This is a genomic window from Streptomyces sp. 7R007 (assembly GCF_054850255.1).
Window position 1 is genome coordinate 1 of the sequence record NZ_JBTWMV010000021.1, and the last position, 18612, is coordinate 18612.

13 protein-coding genes are annotated in these 18612 nt (G+C 72.3%); 4 read left to right on the forward strand and 9 right to left on the reverse strand.

The features are described 5' to 3' along the window. Positions 1-10: 10 nt before the first annotated feature. From ACYF6T_RS25785 to ACYF6T_RS25795, 3 genes are all read right to left on the reverse strand, one after another. Positions 11-1771 carry an alkaline phosphatase family protein gene (locus tag ACYF6T_RS25785; RefSeq protein ID WP_461699298.1) on the reverse strand — a complete coding sequence of 587 codons (1761 nt, stop codon included), beginning with the start codon at positions 1769-1771 and terminating at the stop codon, positions 11-13. A gap of 157 nt (positions 1772-1928) precedes the next feature. Further along, on the reverse strand, positions 1929-3866 hold the full coding sequence (locus tag ACYF6T_RS25790) for an amylo-alpha-1,6-glucosidase (RefSeq protein WP_461699300.1): 1938 nt from the start codon (positions 3864-3866) through the stop codon (positions 1929-1931). Next, a complete protein-coding gene (locus tag ACYF6T_RS25795) occupies positions 3863-5482 on the reverse strand; it encodes an MGH1-like glycoside hydrolase domain-containing protein (RefSeq protein WP_461699301.1) in 1620 nt (539 codons plus the stop codon). The genes ACYF6T_RS25790 and ACYF6T_RS25795 overlap by 4 nt, the downstream gene beginning before the upstream one ends. 119 nt (positions 5483-5601) lie before the next feature. Here ACYF6T_RS25795 and ACYF6T_RS25800 point away from each other — a divergent pair, with 119 nt between their 5' ends. Both ACYF6T_RS25800 and ppdK read left to right on the forward strand, forming a co-directional pair. Continuing rightward, positions 5602-6798 (forward strand): ROK family protein, encoded by a 1197-nt coding sequence (locus ACYF6T_RS25800; RefSeq protein WP_461699302.1) that lies wholly within the window; start codon positions 5602-5604, stop codon positions 6796-6798. A gap of 417 nt (positions 6799-7215) precedes the next feature. Then, positions 7216-9936 carry a pyruvate, phosphate dikinase gene (gene ppdK / locus ACYF6T_RS25805; protein ID WP_461699303.1) on the forward strand — a complete coding sequence of 907 codons (2721 nt, stop codon included), beginning with the start codon at positions 7216-7218 and terminating at the stop codon, positions 9934-9936. A 118-nt stretch (positions 9937-10054) separates the two neighbouring features. On the opposite strand, the gene ACYF6T_RS25810 is transcribed toward ppdK, so the two are convergent. The 6 genes from ACYF6T_RS25810 to ACYF6T_RS25835 all read right to left on the reverse strand — a co-directional run bounded on the left by ACYF6T_RS25810 (position 10055) and on the right by ACYF6T_RS25835 (position 16311). Beyond that, positions 10055-10507 carry an excalibur calcium-binding domain-containing protein gene (locus ACYF6T_RS25810; RefSeq protein WP_461699304.1) on the reverse strand — a complete coding sequence of 151 codons (453 nt, stop codon included), beginning with the start codon at positions 10505-10507 and terminating at the stop codon, positions 10055-10057. Between the two features lie 128 nt (positions 10508-10635). After that, positions 10636-11403: an SDR family NAD(P)-dependent oxidoreductase gene (locus tag ACYF6T_RS25815; protein ID WP_461699305.1), complete on the reverse strand. Its 768-nt coding sequence runs from the start codon at positions 11401-11403 to the stop codon at positions 10636-10638. A 99-nt stretch (positions 11404-11502) separates the two neighbouring features. Beyond that, entirely contained in the window at positions 11503-12087 is a 585-nt protein-coding gene (locus ACYF6T_RS25820) for a TetR/AcrR family transcriptional regulator (protein ID WP_461699306.1), read from the reverse strand. Positions 12088-12155: 68 nt separating this feature from the next. Beyond that, positions 12156-12506 carry a nitrite reductase small subunit NirD gene (gene nirD / locus ACYF6T_RS25825; protein ID WP_461699307.1) on the reverse strand — a complete coding sequence of 117 codons (351 nt, stop codon included), beginning with the start codon at positions 12504-12506 and terminating at the stop codon, positions 12156-12158. After that, entirely contained in the window at positions 12503-15097 is a 2595-nt protein-coding gene (gene nirB, locus ACYF6T_RS25830; protein WP_461699308.1) for a nitrite reductase large subunit NirB, read from the reverse strand. The genes nirD and nirB overlap by 4 nt, the downstream gene beginning before the upstream one ends. Continuing rightward, positions 15097-16311, reverse strand: a complete 1215-nt coding sequence (locus ACYF6T_RS25835; protein WP_461699309.1) for an NAD(P)/FAD-dependent oxidoreductase — start codon at positions 16309-16311, stop codon at positions 15097-15099. Before ACYF6T_RS25835 ends, nirB begins: the two co-directional genes overlap by 1 nt. Before the next feature lie 257 nt (positions 16312-16568). Here ACYF6T_RS25835 and ACYF6T_RS25840 point away from each other — a divergent pair, with 257 nt between their 5' ends. Together ACYF6T_RS25840 and ACYF6T_RS25845 are read left to right on the forward strand one after the other, a co-directional pair. Next, entirely contained in the window at positions 16569-17111 is a 543-nt protein-coding gene (locus ACYF6T_RS25840) for a sensor domain-containing protein (RefSeq protein ID WP_461699310.1), read from the forward strand. Positions 17112-17239: 128 nt separating this feature from the next. Then, positions 17240-18532, forward strand: a complete 1293-nt coding sequence (locus tag ACYF6T_RS25845) for a sensor histidine kinase (RefSeq protein ID WP_461699311.1) — start codon at positions 17240-17242, stop codon at positions 18530-18532. Positions 18533-18612: the final 80 nt, after the last annotated feature.

Here is an 18612-nt window from a genome sequence, read left to right on the forward strand (position 1 = left end):
GTGTCTCCCCTCAGCCCTTCTTGGGGTGCGGTGTCGAGCCGTATGCCGTCAGGAACCTGTCGCGGAACGCGCTCATCTTCCAGACCGGGGCGTTGTGGGCCGGGCGTAGGCCGTCGGTCCAGCCCCAGGAGGAGATTTTCGCCAGGACTTTGGGGTCCTTGGCCACGATGGAGATCGGGACGTCCCTGCTGGCGTGGTTGCCGCTGACCCTGGCTATGGGCTGGTGGTCGCCCAGGAAGACCAGGACGGTGTCCTTGGTGCCGTAGCGCTCCAGCCACTCGGTGAGGGCCGTGACCGAGTACTGGACCGACTTGCCGTACTCCGCCTGCGACTTGGGCGAGCTGGTGATGATGTCCGAGGGCTTCTTGCCCGCCTTCTGGATGGCGTTGAAGACCGAGCCGTCGCCCAGGTCCTCCCAGGGGACCATCTTGGGGATCGGCGCCCAGGGCTGGTGGCTTGAGGTCAGGATCACCAGGGACATCAGCGGCTTGCTGCGCTTCTTGCTGTGTTCCAGGTCCTGGAAGGCCTGGAGGGCGTACTGGTCGGGCATCGTCGACCAGCTGAACTTCGGTCCCTTGTAACCCATCTGGAAGGCGTTGCGGTAGGAGTCGAGGCCGTAGAAGGCCGATTCCGGCCAGCCCTTCTGGACGCCCGGCATGATGCCGACCGTGTCCCAGGCGCCCGACTTCTGGAACGCCCCGGTGAGGCTGAGGTGGTCGCTCGCCATCACCGTGCGGTAGCGCTGCTGGTTGTCGATCCACAGGCCCGACATGGTGGTGGAGTGGCCGAGCCAGCTGCTGCCGCCGTAGGTCGCCGACGTCAGCCAGCCGCTCTTGGCGTGGAAACCCGCCTTGGCGAGGGCCTGCGTGCGTGCGTCGAGCGTCTTGTCCACGCCGGGCGCCTCCACCGGGTCCTCGATCGCGCTGCGGCCGTAGCTCTCGATGAAGGTGAAGACCACGTCCTTGCCGCGCAGGTCGGGGACGAGCTGGCTCGGTGGGGTGTTGCCGAAGGCGTCCACCTTGGCGACCTTCTGGAACTCCGCCTCGTCGCGCAGGGTGTCCCGGACGCGGCGTGCCTGAATGCCCAGCGCCGCGACGGTTCGGTCGGAGGCGACGGGGACTCCCGAGATCTGCAGGCCCAGTGCCGAGCACAGGACCCAGACGACGGTGGCGATCAGCGTGCCGCGGGTCGCCGTCGGGCGGTGGCGGGCCAGCACGTTGCTCAGGTGGACCGTCGCCAGCGCCATGACGGTGAGGACGAGGAGGACCAGGACGAAGACGCCGACGGTGGCGGCGATCGCCACGGACTTGCCCATCGCGTCCTCGACGTAGGACTGCGCGTCGGGGAGCAGCTCCCAGTCCAGGACCAGGTTGAAGCCCCGGCCCAGGTACTCCAGGAAGCCCATGTCCAGGAAGTTGACGATCGTCATCGCGCCCAGGGCCACCCCGGAGAGCACCGCCAGCAGGAGGCGGGGGCGGCGGGGGAGGGCGAGGGCCACCGCCGCTCCGATGATCGCCTCCACCGGTATGCGGGTGAAACGGTCCGTCTGGAGGGCCTCGATGCGGTTCGGCAGCAGGAGTGCGCCCAGGACGAGGACCGTGCTGAGCGTGGTGAGGGCCCAGCGGGCGTTGCGTACGGCGGTGGGGTGGGCCGCTCGCCAGGCGGTCAGGCGGGGGCGGATGCCGGTTTGGGGCGGAGTGGCTTCCGGTTCGGTCTCGGGGGCTGTGTCGGTTGTTTCCGGCTGCTGGCGAAGGCGCGTGAAGACAGGCACCCGGGGGTCCTTCCGTCCGTGCGTGGCCCATGAGGAGGCGGGCCACGCGAGGAGGAGGGCCCGCCACCAACTCGTACGCTGCCTTGCATCGGCTTGTTCACGACTTACGGCAAACACCCGGCAAACGGCTGGTCAACGCCCTGAGGGGCGCGGAGTGCTACGCGCCTCCGACCGCCGTCAGCAGGGCCAGGGGGGCCGCCGCCGAGCGGGACTCCCGCACGCACGCATGCGGGTACGGCACCGGTTCCCCGTGCGTGTCCCGGCCGTAGCCGGCCAGGACCTCCGGCAGGCGGTGTCCCGTCGCCGTCGCCGCGTCCACCAGGGCGTGGGCGACCGTGCGGGCCTCGTCGTGCAGGCCGTAGCGGGCCAGGCCGAGGGTGATCAGGGCGTTGTCGTGCGGCCACACCGAACCGCGGTGGTAGGAGAGCGGGTGGTACGCCGGCTGGCCGGAGGCGAGGGTGCGCACCCCCCAGCCCGAGAAGAAGTCCGGCTCCAGCAGGCGCCGGCCCACCAGCTCGCCGTACTCCTTGTCGAGCAGGCCGGACCAGAGCAGGTGTCCGGCGTCCGACGCCAGCGCGTCGACCTGGCGGCCCTCGCCGTCCAGGGCGAGGGCGGGGAAGGCGCGGTCCGGCATCCAGAAGTCCCGCTGGAAGCGGTCGCGCAGGTCACCGGCCGCCTGTTCCAGCAGCGCGCCGTACGTCTCGTCCGCCCACACCGTGCGCGCGAGCCACGCCGTGCGGCGCAGGGCGTCGTAGGCGTAACCCTGGGCCCCGGCCGCCATCACCGGGCCGGTCGGACGGGTTCCGTCGGCGGAGCAGATCGCGCCGGGGGAGTCCTTCCAGTTCTGGTTGGCCAGGCCGCCCTGGTCGGCGCGGTAGACCAGGTAGCCGCGGGAGGTGAGGCCGCCGTGGTCCAGCATCCAGCCGATCGCCGCGCGGGCGTGGGATTCCAGGCGGCGGGCCAGGGCGGTGTCGCCGGTGCGCTCCACGTACGCGCCCAGGAGGACGAGGAAGAGCGGGGTGGCGTCCACCGAGCCGTAGTAGCGGCCGTAGGGGACCTGGCCGAAGTGGGCCAGTTCGCCGTGGCGCACCTCGTGCACGATCTTGCCGGGCTGGGCCACCGCGCCCGCGCCGGTCTCGGTGGCCTGCGCGGCGGCGAGGGCCGGGAGGGTGGCGGCAGCCAGCCGGGGGCGGTAGGGGAGGGCGAAGAGGGAGGTCAGGAGGGCGTCCCGGCCCAGCAAGGTGAGGAACCAGGGGGCTCCCGCGGCGGGCACGCGCAGCTCCTCGCCGTCCGGGCCCGTGGCGGGGACCTGGAGGGAGGCGAGGTCGGCCAGGCCGCGGGCGCAGGCCGCCGCCAGTTCCGGCCAGCCGGTGGGGAAGGCCACGCCCTCCACGAACTCGCCCTCCAGCGCGAGGAGTTCGTCGTTGAGGGCGGTGGGGGAGGACGGGACGCGGCGGGCGCGTTTGTCGCCGTGCGGGCGGGCCATCACGCGCAGCGCCAGCTCCGTCGTGCCGTGGGGGGCCAGGTCCAGGGTCCACACGAGGCGGCGGGCGCCGGTGCCGGTCTCCTCGACCGCGGCGGGGGCGGGGTCCGCCGTCACCGTCGTGCACGAGCGCCATTCGCCGCGCTGGTAGGTGAACTCCAGGCCGTCGTCCAGGACATGGCGGGAGCGGGTGGCGCCGATCTTGGTGTAGGTGCGGTGGTCCGAGCGCAGTTCGAACTGGTCGGTGAAGTCGGCGTCGACGGTGAGCGCCAGGCGGACGGTGGTGGGGACCGGGCGGTTGCTGGTGAGGCGGAGGGACTCGACGAACGATCCGTCGCCGACCGCCTGTTCGCGGAAGATGGTGAAGGCCGGGGGTTCCTGGCGGCCGCCGCGCGGGACGAGGACACAGCGGGCCGTGTCCCCGTCCGCGACCGGCGTGAGCGGCTCCGGCACCGCGCCGTCGGCCGTCAGTTGCCAACGGCTCAGGTGGCGGGCGTCACGCACGAACAACCCGTCCGGGGAGCCCGCGCCCCGCACTCCGCTGATGTCCCCGCCGTCGCCCACGGCTGCGAACGTCCCACCGCGCACGAGCAGATGAAGCCGGTCCGTCATCCCCGGTCCCCTCCTTTGTCCTCTTGCTCGAACGGGCCGATGCCCGTCGGGGACACGCCCTGGGTGGGGCGTGAATGGAGCAGATCCAGCGTCAGCGCGGCGGTCCAGCCGAAGCCGGTCGCGCCGCAGGCCTCGCCGGTGTACGGGTCGGCGTACTCCGCGAAACCGGAGGCGCCGGCCAGGTCGAGGACCGCGTCGCGCAGGGCGTCGGCGCGGTCCTGTTCGCCGTGGGTGCGCAGGCCGCGCTCCAGCAGCCAGCTCGTGTTGAACCAGGCCGGGCCGCGCCAGTAGCGGTGCGGGTCGAAGGCCTCGCCCAGGAGGTCGTAGGACGGGGGCAGGCGGGTGGTGTCGCCGAGGCCGAAGTGGGGGCCGTGCAGGGTGCGGACGAGCGCCTGCGCGATCTCGCGGGGGAGATCGGGGAGGAGGAGGGGGATCAGGCCGGAGACGCTCCGCTCGGGGATCAGCGAGCCCGAGCCTGCGGGGGAGCGGTGCTCTGGAGTGCGAGCGGTGCTCTCGGAGCTGGCGGGGGAGCGGTGCTCTGGAGTGCGAGCGGTGCTCTCGGAGCCGGCGGGGGAGCGGTGCTCTGTGGTGCGAGCGGTGCTCTCCGGTGCGGCCAGGGAGCGGTGCTCCGGTGTGTGAGCGGTGCTCTCCGTCGGCTCTCCTCGCAGGTCCCGGCACAGGAACATGCCGCTCTGCTCGTCCCACAGGCGCTCCACCAGCGCCGTCGTCAGGCGCTCCGCACGGGCGTGCCGCGCCGTGCCCGGCGCGCCCAGTTCCGCGGCGATGCGGGCCAGCGCGTGCTCGGAGGCGATGAGCAGGGCGTTGAACGCCGGGTCCTCGACGGCGAAGGCGTTCGCCCCGTCGGCGTACTCGGCGTCCCGGTAGTCCGTCGCCAGCCGTACGTACCGCCCGTAGTCCAGGTCCGTCGGCCGGTCCTCGGGGGCGCCGTGGGCGAGGTCGGCGCGGCGGAAGGAGCGCGACGGGGCCGGGGTGACGCGGGAGAGGGGGCCGTCCCAGCAAGGGCTGTTGTCCATGCCCTGCTCCCAGGGGTGGACGACGGACGCCAGGCCGCCGCCGCCCAGGTCGCGGCGGTGCAGCAGATAGCGGTGCCAGGCGGCCAGGCGGGGGTAGGCGCGGGTGAGGAAGCCGCGGGCGCGGGACAGGCCGGGGTCGGCGCAGTGCACCAGCCAGGCCGCCAGCGCGTGGACCGGTGGCTGCACGATGCCGGAGGTCTGTACGGTGCGCGGGGCGCCCGCAGCGCGCCCCGCGGTCGAGGAGCGCCAGAAGTCGGGGCTCGGGAAGTACGCGTCGAGCGGCACGGAGGGGTTGAAGACGATGTGCGGGATGCGGCCGTCGCCCCACTGCGCGGCCAGCAGCGTCTCCAGCTCCGTCTGGGCCCGTAACGGCGACAGATGGCGCAGGCCGATCGCGATGAACGCCGAGTCCCAGGACCACTGGTGCGGATACAGGCCCCGGGAGGGCACCGTGGAGGTGCCGGTCCAGTTGGCCTCCAGCACCTGCGCGGCCCTGACGTGCAGCGATGTCGACGCGATGTCCGGTTCGTATACGACGGCGTGCCGCAGGGCAGGGGCGGTCAGCTGGGTGGTGCGATCCACTCGGGGCTCCCCGAAGACGTTCGGCCGATCGGTTCGGTCGGGACTACCGTAGAGTTACGTCTATTTAACACGCAAAACTCAATATGTAATGCAGTCTTGAGAAACACAAGGGGGTGCGCATGACGGGACGAGGGCAGGCGAGCGCCGGAGATCTGCTCGAACTGGTACGAAGCGGGCGCGCGACCACGCGCGGAGCGCTCCAGCAGGCCACCGGACTCTCCCGTGCCACCGTCGGTCAGCGCCTCGACCGCCTCTTCCGCGCGGGCTGGCTGCGCGAGGGGGCCGGGGGACCGGTGGACTCGCCGCTGGGCGGTCGGCCCTCCATCACGCTGGAGTTCGACGACGAGCACGCCGTCGTCCTCGCCGCCGACCTCGACACCCGGCACGCGCGCGCGGCCGTGCTGTCGCTGACCGGCGAGATCCTCGCCGAGCACGCGGGCACGCTCGTCATCGAGGACGGGCCGGACGCGGTGCTGGGCGAACTCGGGCGCTGGTTCGCCCAGTTGCTGGAGCGCAGCGGCCGGCGGGCGCAGGACGTGTGCGGGATCGGGCTCGCCGTGCCCGGGCCGGTCGACAGCGAGACCGGGCGGGTGGTGCAGCCGCCGATCATGCCGGGCTGGGACGGCTACGACATAAGAGGCCGGCTGGGGCGGGCCTTTCGCGAGCGGACGGGCGTCCCGGCGGTGCCGGTGTTCGTCGACAACGACGCGAACCTGATGGCGTACGGCGAACAGCGCACGGGCTACGCCGGCTGCTCGGCGTTCGTGCTGGTGAAGGTGAGCACCGGCATCGGCGCCGGGGTCGTGGTCAACGGCTCCGTCTACCGGGGCGTCGACGGGGGCGCCGGGGACATCGGGCACATCCGGGTGGGCGCCGAGGCGCTGTGCCGGTGCGGTTCCTACGGCTGCCTCGCCGCCGTCGCCAGCGGTGGCGCGGTGGCGCGGCGGCTGGCCGAGGCGGGGGTGCCGGCGGCCTCCGGCTCGGATGTGCGGGACCTGCTGGCGGCCGGGCACCCGGAGGCGGTCGGGCTCGCCCGGGAGGCGGGGCGGCGGGTGGGGGACGTCCTGGCGACCGTGGTGACGCTGCTCAACCCCGGCGTGCTGATGATCGCGGGAGATCTGGCCGGGACCGCCTTCCTCACGGGGGTGCGCGAGCTGCTGTACCAGCGGGCGCTGCCGCGCTCCACCGCTCATCTGGAGGTGGTGACCGCGCGGCTCGGCGAGCGGGCGGGACTGGTGGGGGCCGGGGCAATGGTCGTGGAGTCCCTGTACGCGCCGGAGCGGGTGGAGGAGCGGCTGTCCGCGATGGGCGTGTGACGTCCGCGTTTCCGGCCGGGAGGTGTCTCGTGACACCGTCCGCATGGTGATATCCGGTCGTCTGTGGCAGCGTGATTCTCGCCACCCTTGATAAGGGTTGCGCTCAGATGAGCGGATCTTGGCCGACTGTACTTCTCCAAGGGGTGGCACCGAGTGCCACCCCTTGATCGTTCATCGAGCGAAATCAGGCGTGCCGAACTATGCTCAGATGAGCGCTCTTGAGCGCTTACGAGGGTTGCTGTGTTCAAGAAGTGAAAACATAAGCGGCTGGTTGCTTGCCGAGCTTTGACTTTCGATCCGCTGGCGGACGAGTGGTTACAGGCGTATGACGCGTGAGTAGACGTACCCAGACGCCTTTGATCTGGGTATGTTCCTCGCCGTCAGGGCAGCCACCGCGTCCCGAGGGAGTCGAGACCCGTGTCGGAAAACAAAGAATCCCACGTAACGAAGTTCGTCTACGACTTCACCGAGGGAAACAAGGACCTCAAGGACCTCCTCGGCGGCAAGGGCGCCAACCTCGCCGAGATGACCAACCTGGGACTCCCCGTTCCCCCCGGCTTCACCATCACGACCGAAGCCTGCAAGGTCTACCTCGACAGCGGCGAGGAGCCGGCGGCACTGCGTGACGAGGTGAGTGCGCACCTCGACGCGCTGGAGCAGCGGATGGGCAAGAAGCTCGGCCAGCCGGACAACCCCCTGCTGGTCTCGGTCCGTTCCGGCGCCAAATTCTCCATGCCGGGCATGATGGACACCGTCCTGAACATCGGCCTCTCCGACAAGTCCGTGAAGGGCCTCGCCGACCAGGCCGGCGACGAGCGGTTCGCGTGGGACTCGTACCGCCGCCTCATCCAGATGTTCGGCAAGACGGTCCTGGGCGTCGAGGGCGACCTCTTCGAGGACGCCCTCGAGAAGGCCAAGGAGGCCAAGAAGGTCACGGTCGACACCGAGCTGGAGGCCGCGGACCTGAAGAAGCTGGTCGCCACCTTCAAGAAGATCGTCAAGAAGGAGGCCGGCCGGGACTTCCCGCAGGACCCGCGCGAGCAGATGGACCTCGCCATCAAGGCGGTCTTCGACTCCTGGAACGGCGACCGCGCCAAGCTCTACCGCCGCCAGGAGCGCATCCCGCACGACCTCGGCACGGCCGTCAACGTCTGCTCCATGGTCTTCGGCAACCTCGGTCCCGACTCCGGCACCGGCGTCGCCTTCACCCGCGACCCCGCCAGCGGCCACCAGGGCGTCTACGGCGACTACCTGCAGAACGCGCAGGGCGAGGACGTGGTCGCGGGCATCCGCAACACCGTGCCGCTCGCGGAGCTGGAGCGGATCGACAAGAAGTCGTACGACCAGCTGATGCAGATCATGGAGACCCTGGAGAACCACTACAAGGATCTCTGCGACATCGAGTTCACCATCGAGCGCGGGCAGCTGTGGATGCTGCAGACCCGCGTCGGCAAGCGCACGGCCGGTGCCGCCTTCCGCATCGCGACCCAGCTGGTGGACCAGGGCCTGATCGACGAGACCGAGGCGCTCCAGCGCGTCACCGGCGCCCAGCTCGCGCAGCTGATGTTCCCCCGCTTCGACGAGCAGGCCAAGACCCAGCAGGTCGGCCGGGGCATCGCGGCCTCGCCGGGCGCGGCGGTCGGCAAGGCGGTCTTCGACTCGTACACGGCCGTGAAGTGGTCGCGCTCGGGCGAGAAGGTCATCCTGGTGCGCCGGGAGACCAACCCCGACGACCTCGACGGCATGATCGCGGCCGAGGGCATCCTGACCAGCCGCGGCGGCAAGACCTCCCACGCGGCCGTCGTGGCGCGCGGCATGGGCAAGACCTGTGTGTGCGGCGCGGAGGAGCTGGAGGTCGACACCAAGCGGCGCCGGATGACCGTGCCCGGCGGGCACGTCGTCGAGGAGGGCGACGTCATCTCCATCGACGGCTCCAGCGGCAAGGTCTACCTGGGCGAGGTCCCGGTCGTCCCCTCGCCGGTCGTGGAGTACTTCGAGGGCCGGATGCACGCCGGCGCCCAGGACGCCGACGAACTGGTCGAGGCCGTGCACCGGATCATGGCCTTCGCCGACCGCAAGCGCCGGCTGCGGGTGCGCGCCAACGCGGACAACGCCGAGGACGCGCTGCGCGCCCGCCGCTTCGGGGCGCAGGGCATCGGGCTGTGCCGTACCGAGCACATGTTCCTCGGCGAGCGCCGCGAGATGGTCGAGAAGCTGATCCTCGCCGACACCGAGGAGGAGCGCGAGGCCGCGCTGGCGCAGCTGCTGCCGCTGCAGAAGAAGGACTTCGTCGAGCTGTTCTCGGCGATGGACGGACTGCCGGTGACGGTACGGCTGCTCGACCCGCCGCTGCACGAGTTCCTGCCGGACATCACCGAGCTGTCGGTGCGCGTCGCGCTCGCCGAGTCCCGTCAGGAGTCGCACGAGAACGACCTGCGCCTGCTCCAGGCCGTGCACCGGCTGCACGAGCAGAACCCGATGCTGGGCCTGCGCGGCGTACGCCTCGGCCTGGTCATCCCCGGACTGTTCACCATGCAGGTCCGCGCGATCGCGGAGGCCGCCGCCGAGCGCAAGAACGCCAAGGGCGACCCGCGCGCCGAGATCATGATCCCGCTCGTCGGCACGGTGCAGGAGCTGGAGATCGTGCGCGAGGAGGCCGACCAGGTCATCGCGGAGGTCGAGGCGGCGACGGGTACGCAGCTGAAGCTGTCCATCGGCACGATGATCGAGCTGCCGCGAGCCGCCCTCACCGCCGGGCAGATCGCGGAGGCGGCGGAGTTCTTCTCCTTCGGCACGAACGACCTGACGCAGACGGTGTGGGGCTTCAGCCGCGACGACGTCGAGGCGTCCTTCTTCACCGCCTACCTGGAGAAGGGCATCTTCGGCGTCAGCCCCTTCGAGACGATCGACAAGGACGGCGTCGGCTCGCTGGTCAAGGCGGCGGCGAAGGCGGGCCGCGAGACCCGTCCCGACCTCAAGCTGGGGGTCTGCGGCGAGCACGGCGGCGACCCGGAGTCGGTCCACTTCTTCCACGAGGCCGGTCTGGACTACGTCTCCTGCTCCCCGTTCCGCATCCCGGTCGCCCGCCTGGAGGCGGGCCGCGCGGCCACCCAGTCGGAGGGCAGCGACCACCGCTGACCCACCCGGGCCCCGGAGCCGCCGCCCGTCCCCGACCCTCAACCGATGGGGGGCGGCTCCGGATCACGAAAAGAGAGGGCGGCACCTTGTGCGGAGGTGCCGCCCTCGCTCGTGTCCGTCACTCGCAGGCCACGCCGTCGCCGTCGCGGTCGAGGTGGGAGTCGTAGCCGGGGTCGCCGCTGTGGAGCGGGGTGACACCGGCCGCGCGGGCCTCGGTGCAGTTCGCGTAGTAGACGCTGCCGCCGGCGTCGGAGTCATCCGCCGCGGCCGGTTCGGCGGTGACCGTCCTGGTCGCCTTCACGGTCGTTCTGACCGTCTTCGTGGCGGTCACCGTGGCGGCCGGCTCCGGGTTCGCCGTCTCGGTCGCGGTGGCGGTGACCGTCGCTGTCACGGTCGGCCGCGGCCTGGCGGCGGCCGGCTTCGCGTCGTCGGTGGTGTCCCCGCCGGAGGCGCCGGCGCCGATGCCTATGAAGAAGGCCAGTCCCAGGGCCGGGAGCACATAGCGCTTGCGGGCCCAGCGCGGTGCCGTGCGGACGGGCGCGGGCACGGGCGCGGTGTACGGGTTGGTCATGTCGTCCCCCTCGGTGCGGCTTGAGTGGCATGACCGTAGGACCCGGATGGGACATGCGGAGGGGATGTGTCCTTCTCGTGACTCGACGGTGAGCGGCGTACCGCCGTTGGATCGTCTGCGTCCCCGGCTTACAGGGAGCCCCCGCTGTCCACCACCAGGTCCGTGCCGACGACCGACGCCGCGTCGTCCGAGGCCAGGTAGAGGACGGCCGCCGCGATCTCCCCGGTGGTGGAGATGCGGCCCAACGGCAGGGTGGCCGCGGCGCGTTCGGTGCGGTCGGAGTCCGTCTCTCCCGGGCGCAGCGACATGGGGGTGTCCGTCGCGCCGGGGCTGACCACGTTGATGCGGACGCCGTCGCGGATGTGGTCCCGGGCCGCGCCCCGGCTCAGGGCCGTCACCGCGGCCTTGGTCGCCGAGTAGGCGGCCGCCCCGGCGGGACTGGTGTGCGCCCCGAAGGTGGAGGAGACGTTGACGATCGCGCCGCCGGAGGGCTGCGCGCGCATCTGCCGGACCTGGGCGCGCAGGGCGAGGAAGACGCCGGTGACGTTGGTGTCGAGCTGGGTGCGCCAGTCCTCTTCGGTGAGGTCGGCCAGGGGGCCGCCGCCGCGGAAGACGCCTGCGTTGTTGACGGCCACGTCGAGGGAGCCGAAGCGGTCCACGGCGGCCCGGACCAGCGCCTCGGCGTCGGCGGCCCGAGAGACGTCCGCGGTGACCGCGAGCGCCTTGCCGCCCGCCCCCTCGATCAGGGCGACCGTCTCCTCCAGCGGCTCCCGTCGCCGGCCGGCCACGACCACCTGCGCGCCCTCGGCGGCGAACCCGAGGGCGATCGCCCTGCCGATGCCGGACCCGGCACCGGTGACGACGGCCGTCCTGCCGGTGAAACGCGTGGTGGTCATGAGCTCCCCTGTTCTCGGGCGGTCTTTATTTGACTGATCGGTTCAGTATGGCGGCAGCAAAAAGCGCCCCCGTGAGGGCGCGATGTCCGACGTGCGTGCTCAGTCCAGCAGCCGCAGCGCCTGTTCCGCCGCGTCACGCACCCGCGCCGGGTCGGCCGACGCCTTGCCGACCACGCGCAGGCCCTGCGTCAGCACCAGCAGCGTGCGGGCCAGGGCGAGCGGGTCGCGGTCGGCGGGGAGCTCCCCCTGCGCCTGGGCGCGGGCGAGGGCCGCGTGCAGGACGGTCTCCAGCTGGTCCCAGTTGCGCTCCACGCGCCGGGCCGCCACCGGGTCGTGCGGGGCGAGCTCGCTCGCCGTGTTCGTGACCAGGCAGCCGTTCAGCCGCAGGCGCTCGTCGGCGGCCTCCGCCGCGTACCGCCGTACGACCGCGCGCACGGCCGGCAGGGCGGGGCCCGGCTGGGACAGCTCCCGCACGATCGGCGGGAGCCCGGCCCGGTCGTAGCGCTCCAGCGCCTTCAGGTACAACTCGTGCTTGCTGCCGAAGGTCGCGTAGAGGCTGGCGCGTCCGATGCCGAGGTGCTCGACCAGGTCGGACATCGACGTCGCCTCGTAGCCGCGCCGCCAGAACAGCTCCAGGGCTGCCTGCAGCGCGGCCTCCGGATCGAACTCCTTGGTCCTGGCCACGTGCCGCAGCCTAGGTCCAAGGAGAACGATCGGTCAAGAAAACAGCCTTCCAGGCGGTCGGGGACGTCCTACGCGGCCCGCACCTCGTACGTGGCGATCCGCACCGTCTCGTCGTCCAGGCACTGCCCGGTCTCCAGGTCGAACCGCTGCTTCAGCAGCGGGGAGGCCACGAACGGGCGGCCCTGGTGGGTGCCGGTCAGGCCGCGGGAGAGGACCGCCGCGCCGACGAAGGGATCGCGGTTGTCGATGCCGTACAGGCTGCCGGCGCGGTCGCGGAAGAGGGCCACCTGGCGGCCGTCGGGCAGCAGCGCCGCGACGCCGCGGCCCGGCGTCAGCTGGTTGAGGTCGCAGACCGTCAGCCAGCCCTCGTCCAGCTGGAGTTGAACCTTCAGGTCGGTCGTCTCGGGTGCCAGGGTCATCGCTGGGCGCTTCCTTCCAGGGGACGGTGGCCGATGGTGAGCAGCGGCAGGTCGGGCTTGATCTGGTCGCGCTCGGGGACGAAGCCGACCACCGGGTCGGGCGTGTCGGGCGCGTTGACGAAGGAGACGAAGCGGGCGAGCTTCTCGGGGTTGTTGATGGTCTCCGCCCACTCGTCGCGGTAGTTCGAGACGTGCGCGGCCATCAGGGACTCCAGCTCCTCGCAGATGCCGAGGGAGTCCTCCACGATCACGTCCCGGACGTGGTCCAGGCCGCCGGGGATCCGCTCCAGCCACACGCTGGTGCGCTCCAGGCGGTCCGCGGTGCGGATGTAGAACATCAGGAACCGGTCGATCAGACGGATCAGTTCGGCGTCGGAGAGGTCCTTGGCCAGCAGGTCCGCGTGGCGCGGGGTGGCGCCGCCGTTGCCGCCGACGTAGAGGTTCCAGCCGTTGGCGGTGGCGATCACGCCGAAGTCCTTCGACTGGGCCTCGGCGCACTCGCGCTGGCAGCCGGAGACCGCCGACTTCAGCTTGTGCGGCGAGCGCAACCCCCGGTAGCGCAGCTCCAGTTCGATCGCCATGCGCACCGAGTCCTGGACGCCGTAACGGCACCAGGTGGAGCCCACGCAGGACTTCACCGTGCGCAGCGCCTTGCCGTAGGCGTGGCCCGACTCGAAGCCGGCGTCCACCAGACGGGCCCAGATCAGCGGCAGCTGCTCGACGCGGGCGCCGAACATGTCGATGCGCTGACCGCCGGTGATCTTCGTGTAGAGGCCGAAGTCCCGGGCGATCTCGCCGATCACGATCAGGCCCTCGGGGGTGATCTCACCGCCGGGGATGCGCGGCACGACCGAGTACGAGCCGTTCTTCTGCAGGTTGGCCAGGAAGTGGTCGTTGGTGTCCTGAAGGGCGGCCTGCTCGCCGTCCAGGACGTAGCCGCTCGCGCCGATCGTCGGGGCGAGGGAGGCGATGATCGAGCCGACGGCCGGCTTGCAGACCTCGCAGCCGTCGCCGCCCCGGGCGCCCTCGCGGCCGTAGCGGTCGAGCAGGTCCTGGTAGGTGTTGATGCGCAGGGCGAGGACGATCTCGTACAGCTCCTCACGGGTCTGCGAGAAGCAGCCGCACAGGCCCTTGTCGACCTCGACGCCGGACGCCTCCAGCTCGGCGGTGACCAGCTGGCCGAGCACCTTCACACAACTGCCGCAGCCCGTACCGGCCTTGGTGCACTTCTTGACCTCCGGCACGGTGGTGCACTGGTGGTCGGTGACCGCGGCGCGGATCGTGCCCTTGCTGACGTTGTGGCAGGAGCAGATGATCGCCTCGTCCGGCAGCGCGGACGGGCCGAGCTGGGCGCCGCCGCCCGAACCGGCGGGCAGCACCAGGGACTCGGGGGAGACCGGCGGGACCGAGCCGGTCAGCGCGCGCAGGGTGCCGTACGCCTCCGCGTCGCCGACCAGGATGCCGCCGAGCAGCGTGCCGTCGCGGCCGATGACCAGCTTCTTGTACAGGCCGGCCCGGGAGTCGGAGTAGACGACGTCGAGGCAGTCCTCGGTGGTGCCGTGCGCGTCGCCGAAGGAGGCCACGTCCACGCCGAGCAGCTTCAGCTTGGTGGACAGGTCGGCGCCGGTGAAGGCGGCCTCGTCGGCGGCGATGGTGGCGGCGGCCGTCTCGGCCTGCTCGTAGCCGGGGGCGACCAGGCCGTAGACCCGGCCGTCGGAGGCCAGCGCGCACTCGCCGATCGCGAAGACGTGCGGGTCGGAAACGGTACGGCACTGCTCGTCGACCGCGATGCCGCCGCGCTCGCCGACGGTCAGGCCGCAGTCCCGGGCGAGCTGGTCGCGCGGGCGGACGCCGGCGCTGAACACCACGAGGTCGGTGGCGAGTTCGGAGCCGTCGGACAGCTTCATGCCGGTGACGGCGCCGTCCTCGCCGACCACGATCTCCTGCGTGCCGACGCCCGTGTGGACGGTCAGGCCCATCTCCTCGATGGTGCGCAGCAGGGCCGCGCCGCCGCCCTCGTCCACCTGGACCGGCATCAGCCGGGGCGCGAACTCCACGATGTGGGAGGTCAGTCCGAGGCCCTTGAGCGCGCCGGCCGCCTCCAGCCCCAGCAGACCGCCGCCGACCACGGCGCCCGTCGTCGCCCTCGACTTCGCGTACTCCTCGATCGCGAGCAGGTCCTCGATCGTGCGGTAGACGAAGCAGCCGGTGGCGTCCTTGCCCGGGACCGGCGGCACGAACGGGTAGGAGCCGGTGGCCAGGACGAGGATGTCGTACTCGAAGACCTGACCGGACCGGGCGGTGACCTTGCGCGCCTCACGGTCGATCGTCTCCGCCGGGTCGCCGACGTACAGCTCGATGCCGTGCGTGGCGATGAACTCCATGTCGGTCATGGACAGTTCCTCGGGCGTCCGGCCCGAGAAGTACGAGGTGAGGGCGACGCGGTCGTACGCCGGACGCGGCTCCTCGCACAGCACGACCACGCGGTGCGTGGCGGTCAGGCCGCGCTCGGCGAGCGCTTCGAGGAAGCGCTGGCCGACCATGCCGTGGCCGACGAGCACGATCGTGGGGGTAGCCGCGGTGGCGGTCATCAGGAGCCTCCATCGTTGGTGAGCAGGTGGAGCAGGGGGCCGCCGTCGGACGGGAGCGGCTCTGCTCCCTCCCAGGCGCGGGCGAGCGCGCCGACGGTGCCGAGTTCGCCGACGAGGACCCCGCCGACCAGGCGGTCGTCGCGGACGACGACCTTGCGGTAGGTGCCGCGGGTGGCGTCGGTGAGCTGCACGACGTCGTCGCCGGGGCGGGCCTCCGTCTCGCCGAACGCGGCGAGGTCGAAGGCGGTGTGCCCGGCGAGGGTGAGCCGGGTCAGCGAACGGGTGCCGGTGTAGCGGGCGTCGGCGTTGCCGGCGAGCGACTCGGCGAGCACGTCGGCCTGTTCGAGCGCCGGGGCGGCGAGCCCGTACACCGTGCCGTCGTGCTGCGCGCAGTCGCCGATGGCCCGGATGTGCGGGTCGGAGGTGCGCAGCTCGTCGTCGACGAGGACGCCCTTGTGGACGGCGAGGCCCGCGTCCTGGGCCAGGCCGACGCGCGGGTGGACCCCGCAGGCGATGACGACGAGGTCCGCGTCCAGGGCGTATCCGTCGTGCATCTCGACCGAGCGGACCGCGCCGCCGACCGAGCGCACGTCCCGGACCCGGCACTCGGTGTGCACCTCGACGCCGAGGTCCTTGAGGTGCCGGCGGACCAGCTTCGAGGCGGCCGGGTCGAGTTGACGCTCCATCAACCGCTCGGACTGCTGGGCGAGGACGACCTGGGCGCCGCGCTGGGCGAGCGCGCGGGCCGCGGAGACCCCGAGGAGCCCGCCGCCGATGACGACCGCGCGCACGCCCGGCCGTACGGCCTTCGACAGGCCGAGGCAGTCGTCCAGGGTCCGGAAGGCGTGGACGCCTTCGGGCAGCACGTGGTCCGGCGTGAACAACCCGCGCAGCGGCGGGAGCACCGGGTTCGAGCCTGTGGCCAGGACGAGCGTGTCGTATGCGATCTTGGAACCGTCCGCGAGGCGCACGGCTCGCGCCTCGCGGTCGATGTCCGTGACCCGGCCGCGGGTCAGCTCCGCGGGCGCGGGCAGCGCGATCACGTCGGGGCTGTACCGCCCGGCCAGCACCTCGGCGAGCAGCACCCTGTTGTACGGGCGGTGCTCCTCCTCGCCGACGAGCGTCACCGGCGTGCCGAGCTCACCGAGCCGCCGGGCGAGACGGACGCCCGCGAGGCCGGCGCCGATCACCACCACACGCGTATTCGAGGTCATGTTCAGGAGCCTGCGGGGCGGGTGTTACCCGACCGCATCACCTCTGTTTCCCGCGAGGAACGCTGCCCTCAGCGGGAGCGCGGGAAGGGTGTGAGGGTTCGGGGCGGGCGCCGGGGGCGTGCTGTGAGGCGGGGCCGGGCGCGCCGGGGGTGGGGCAAACCGAACCACCGGGTTCCGTGCAGGCACCATCGTCTACGACCGCGGGTCCCGGGATGCTGGTGTGACCGCGTTTCACCAGCTCACACCCAGGGGGAAGCATGCTCGACACCAGCAGGGACCGGCCGGCCGGGAACGGGGTCGGCGAAGGGGTGCGCAGGGTCCTGCGCGAACCCTTCACCGCCGGGACCTGGCGCCGTTTCGTGTACCAAGTGATCGCGTTCCCGGTCGGTGTGGCATGCGTCCCACTGGCGCTGTGCGGGGCGCCGACGGGGCGGTGGCAGCGTGCGCTGCTCCGGCGGTGGCTGGGCGCCGACCTGGGGGACGGGCCCCGCGCCGGGCTGCGGCACGCGCTCCTCGCGACGCCGCTGAACCTGGCCGCGGCCTTCGTCACCGTGTACGGCTGGTCGATCGTCCCGATGAACCTCGGCTGGCCCCTGCGCGCCGGCTCGGACTACTCCGACGCGTGGGGCGGTCCCACGTTCGCCGGGGCGTGGGCGTTCCACGCAGTGGTGGGAGGCGGGGGATTCCTGCTGGTGATGCCGTGGGTGGGGCGGGGTCTTGGATGGGCGCAGGCGCGGCTGGGGAGGCGGCTTCTGACGGGGCGGCGGGCGGAGGCCGGCGGGGCCGGGGGTGCGGCGTGAGGGGACTGGCGCGGGGGTGCGAGGTGAGGGGGTGTGAAATGACGGCATTGGTGCAAGGGGTGCGCAGTGACCGGATGGGTGCGAGGGGTGTGAGGTGACGGGAGGCGACGGGATGGGAGGTTGACCCCGTGACCCGTATCCGCTCCCTGCTCGGCACTGCGCTGCTCGGTTCCTTCGGCCCGCGTGCCCTTGCCGTGCTGTTCTACGGCGTGCTCTCCTTCCCGCTCGCGCTCGTCGGGGGTTTCGTGACGCTGGCCGGGCTGGTGTTCGGCGGGGCGTTGTCCGTGACGACGCTCGGGCTGTGGCTGCTGGCGGCGACCGTGCGGGGCGCCTCCGCGCTGGGGGCGGTGCAGCGGCGGCTGGCCCGGCGGCTGCTCGGGGTGGAGATCGAGGAGCCGGCGCGGGCGGCGGGCCGGGGTCTCCTCGGCTGGCGGCGGGCCACGCTGGCGGACCGGGCCGGCTGGCGAGCCGTCGGCTGCGCGCTGCTGACCCCGTTCACGGCGGTCTTCCCGTACGCGGCCGTCTTCGTCGGCTACGTCTACGGCGCCCTCTTCACCCTCCACCCCCTGCTCGCGCCCTGGAACCAGCACACCGTCCACCACCGCGACGGCACCGTCACCCACGTCTCCCTGGAGGTCTTCGGCCACCAGGTCGACACCTGGCCGCGCTGGCTGATCCCCGTCACCGCGGGCCTGGTCCTGCTCACGGCGGCCCCCCGCCTCCTCCGCCACGCCCTCGGCCCGCACCGCGCCCTGCTCACCGTCCTGCTCGGTCCCGACGCCGCCGAACGCCGTATCCGCACCCTTCAGGAGACCCGCGCGCAGGCCGTCGAGGACGCCGCCGCCACCCTGCGCCGTATCGAACGCAACCTGCACGACGGCACCCAGGCCCGCCTGGTCGGCCTCGCCATGCACCTGACGATGATCCGCGAACTGCTCGGCGCCGGGGCCGCCCCCGACCGCGTCCTCGCCGTCGTCGACACCGCCCAGGGCAACGCCACCCAGGCCATCGCCGACCTGCGCGCCCTGGTCAAGGGCATCCACCCGCCCGTCCTCGACGAGGGACTGCCCGCCGCCCTCGCCACCCTGGCCGCGGACAGCGCCCTGCCCGTCGACCTCAGCACCGACATCCCCGAACGCCCCGCCCCCGCCGTCGAGTCCATCGCCTACTTCTGCGCCGCCGAACTCCTCGCCAACGCCGCCAAACACAGCGGTGCCCGGTCGGCGTCCGTGACCGTCACCGCCCGCGACGGCCTGCTGCGCCTGCGCGTCGCCGACGACGGCCGCGGCGGCGCGGTGATCGGCACCGGCTCCGGCCTCACCGGCCTGCGCGCCCGCGCCCGCACGGTGGACGGCACCCTGACCTGCGACAGCCCCCCGGGCGGCCCTACGATCGTCACGGTCGAGCTCCCTTACGGCTGACCGGTGGCCCTACCGTGGTCACGGTCACGGTCACGCCCGTCCCGGCCGGCCGTGCACCGTCCGACCGAGCCACCCCCTGA

What these genes read in the sequence shown, in the direction of transcription:
- ACYF6T_RS25790 (WP_461699300.1), bottom strand. Translation starts at nt 3,866, where the DNA reads ATGACGGACCGGCTTCATCTGCTCGTGCGCGGTGGGACGTTCGCAGCC.
- ACYF6T_RS25800 (WP_461699302.1), top strand. Translation starts at nt 5,602, where the DNA reads ATGACGGGACGAGGGCAGGCGAGCGCCGGAGATCTGCTCGAACTGGTA.
- ACYF6T_RS25810 (WP_461699304.1), bottom strand. Translation starts at nt 10,507, where the DNA reads ATGACCAACCCGTACACCGCGCCCGTGCCCGCGCCCGTCCGCACGGCA.
- ACYF6T_RS25815 (WP_461699305.1), bottom strand. Translation starts at nt 11,403, where the DNA reads ATGACCACCACGCGTTTCACCGGCAGGACGGCCGTCGTCACCGGTGCC.
- nirD (WP_461699307.1), bottom strand. Translation starts at nt 12,506, where the DNA reads ATGACCCTGGCACCCGAGACGACCGACCTGAAGGTTCAACTCCAGCTG.
- nirB (WP_461699308.1), bottom strand. Translation starts at nt 15,097, where the DNA reads ATGACCGCCACCGCGGCTACCCCCACGATCGTGCTCGTCGGCCACGGC.
- ACYF6T_RS25835 (WP_461699309.1), bottom strand. Translation starts at nt 16,311, where the DNA reads ATGACCTCGAATACGCGTGTGGTGGTGATCGGCGCCGGCCTCGCGGGC.
- ACYF6T_RS25840 (WP_461699310.1), top strand. Translation starts at nt 16,569, where the DNA reads ATGCTCGACACCAGCAGGGACCGGCCGGCCGGGAACGGGGTCGGCGAA.